The organism is Bacillota bacterium (assembly GCA_012837285.1).
GTDB lineage: Bacteria > Bacillota > DTU030 > DUMP01 > DUMP01 > DUNI01.
In genome coordinates, this window is record DURJ01000122.1 from 1 (window position 1) to 2,230 (window position 2,230).

1 protein-coding gene and 1 other RNA gene are annotated in these 2,230 nt (G+C 52.7%); both read right to left on the minus strand.

Features of this window, described 5'->3' with window-relative positions:
* Positions 1-33: 33 nt before the first annotated feature.
* An RNA gene (gene rnpB / locus GX016_07270) (RNase P RNA component class A) lies at positions 34-383 on the minus strand.
* Positions 384-481: 98 nt separating this feature from the next.
* The gene (gene lysA / locus GX016_07275) at positions 482-1,819 is read right to left on the minus strand and encodes a diaminopimelate decarboxylase (protein ID HHT71359.1); all 1,338 of its coding nucleotides are present in this window, start codon (positions 1,817-1,819) and stop codon (positions 482-484) included.
* Positions 1,820-2,230 lie beyond the last annotated feature (411 nt).

Here is a 2,230-nt window from a genome sequence, read left to right on the forward strand (position 1 = left end):
CAGCAAATAAAAAAGACGGCAGTTGCCGTCTTTTTAGTGCGCAAGCCTGTAAGCCGGGTTCTGTCGTGGGTGACCATCTGTCTGGGGCGCCGGTTGCCCGGCGTCTCGTGCGACCTACCCGAGGAGTCTGCGAGCCGCATCATTCTCCTCCTACCAGGTCTTGCTCCAGGTGGGGTTTACCTAGCCGGTTAGTCACCTAACCGCTGGTGAGCTCTTACCTCACCGTTGCACCCTTGCCACCTTTCGGTGGCGGTCTTCATTTCTGTGGCACTTTCCTTAGGGTTGCCCCCACTGGCCGTTAGCCAGCACCTTGCCCTGTGGAGCCCGGACTTTCCTCGAACACGGCCTTGCGGCCCTGTGCCCGCGGTCACCTAGCTTACGCACGTATTAACTTAATTAGTCTCTTTCGGAACACTAATGCTATCATGCCCATTTGGCTTTGTCAAGAAACCGTAAATTGGCAAAAATCGGCAACCAGGCGCTAGCGGGCTGCGCGTAAAGGTTGGTCTTGAGTTTCCCAAGCACTGGGTATAATGTCATTGCGCAAGAGGTCAGAGATGGACTCTCGCTTTACTACTACGTAGGCTTCGCCGTCGCGGACAAAAATAACCGCCGGCCGGCTCAAGCGATTATAATTGCTGGCCATGGAGTATTGATAGGCACCGGTGCTGGGCATGGCCAAGATGTCTCCTGGTTCGAGCCGAGGCAATGCGATATCCTTGATTAAGATATCACCCGATTCACAGCATTTACCGGCAATGGTGACAGTTTCTTCGGCCGGTGCATTGGCTCTGTTTGCCACGAGCGCAAAGTAGCGCGACCCGTATAAAGCTGGCCGGGGGTTATCGCTCATTCCGCCGTCCACGGCGATATAGGTACGAACGCCGGGAATCTCTTTTCGAGCCCCTACGCGGTAGATGGCCCAACCAGCCGGTCCCACAATGGAGCGGCCCGGTTCAAACACCAGTTTGGGTAGCGGGAAATTGTGGGCTAAGCAAGCTGATTGCACGGCCTGAACAACAGTACAAACCAAGTCTCTAACTTCAGCCGGAGCATCGTCAGGTAAATAACTGATACCTAAGCCACCACCCATATCCAGTTCCGCCAGAACAACCCCAGTGTGCCTTTTAATTGCATTTATGAAGGCAACCATAGCTGTACCGGCGGCAGCATAACCGTCCAGGGCAAAAATCTGAGACCCGATGTGACATTGCAGACCGCGCAAACGCAGGTGACGTTTGGCCACAGCAGTCTGTACGGCTGTCATGGCCTGTCCGTTTTCCAAGGTAAAGCCGAATTTCGAATCGAGCTGACCAGTCTGGACGTACTCGTGGGTGTGAGCTTCGATACCTGGGCAAACACGCAACAGAACGTCCACCGACCGCCTTAAGCGAGCAGCAATTTGATCCAGTAGTTCTAGCTCGTAGAAATTATCAACAATAATTCGACCCACTTTGGCCTGAACGGCCAGCTCCAATTCTTCTTTGCTCTTATTGTTGCCGTTAAAGTAGATGCGGTCTGCCGGAAAAGCGGCTGCCAACGCAGTGGAGAGTTCACCGCCGGACACCACGTCCAGTGACAGTTCCTCCTGATCAACTAAGCGACACATGGCCATGGTGCAAAATGCTTTAGCCGCATAAGCTACTGTACCATAATTATCTACGGCTTGCCGCCAATTGTGGCAATTGTGCCGGATCAGTGTTTCATCCATGACATAAAGGGGGGTACCAAAACGAGCCACCAACTCTGGGACACTTGCAGCCCCGATTTCCAGTTGGTTACTGCTATTGATGGTTACTGTACCTCTAAAGAAGTTCATAAAATAAATTGCCTCCTTGTCTAATGTATCCCCTGCGGGATGCCATCAATGAATAAGGAAGCAAATTTTAGCCCATTGAGATATTCTCATCCCAAAACATCCTCCTTTCCGTGAGATAGCGCTCCACTGGCCGGCCACGGTCCGACCAGTGACAGTCCTGAACCTATTCGGCCCAGGCCCAGCGAAAGGCACGGAGCGCACCTTTCACTTCGGCGGTGTTCCCTTTCGATCGGCCTCATAGCTGCCCTGCTTGGCCAAACTACTTATGTTCACCGCAACCTCTACCTCACCTCCAGGAGAGATGAGGTGTGCACCTGTAATTTTGGCTTATCATAGCATAGCCACAAGTCGCTGTCAATACACCGGGATACGGTGTGATCCTTTTTGTAGTTCCAGTACTATTCGCCTTGA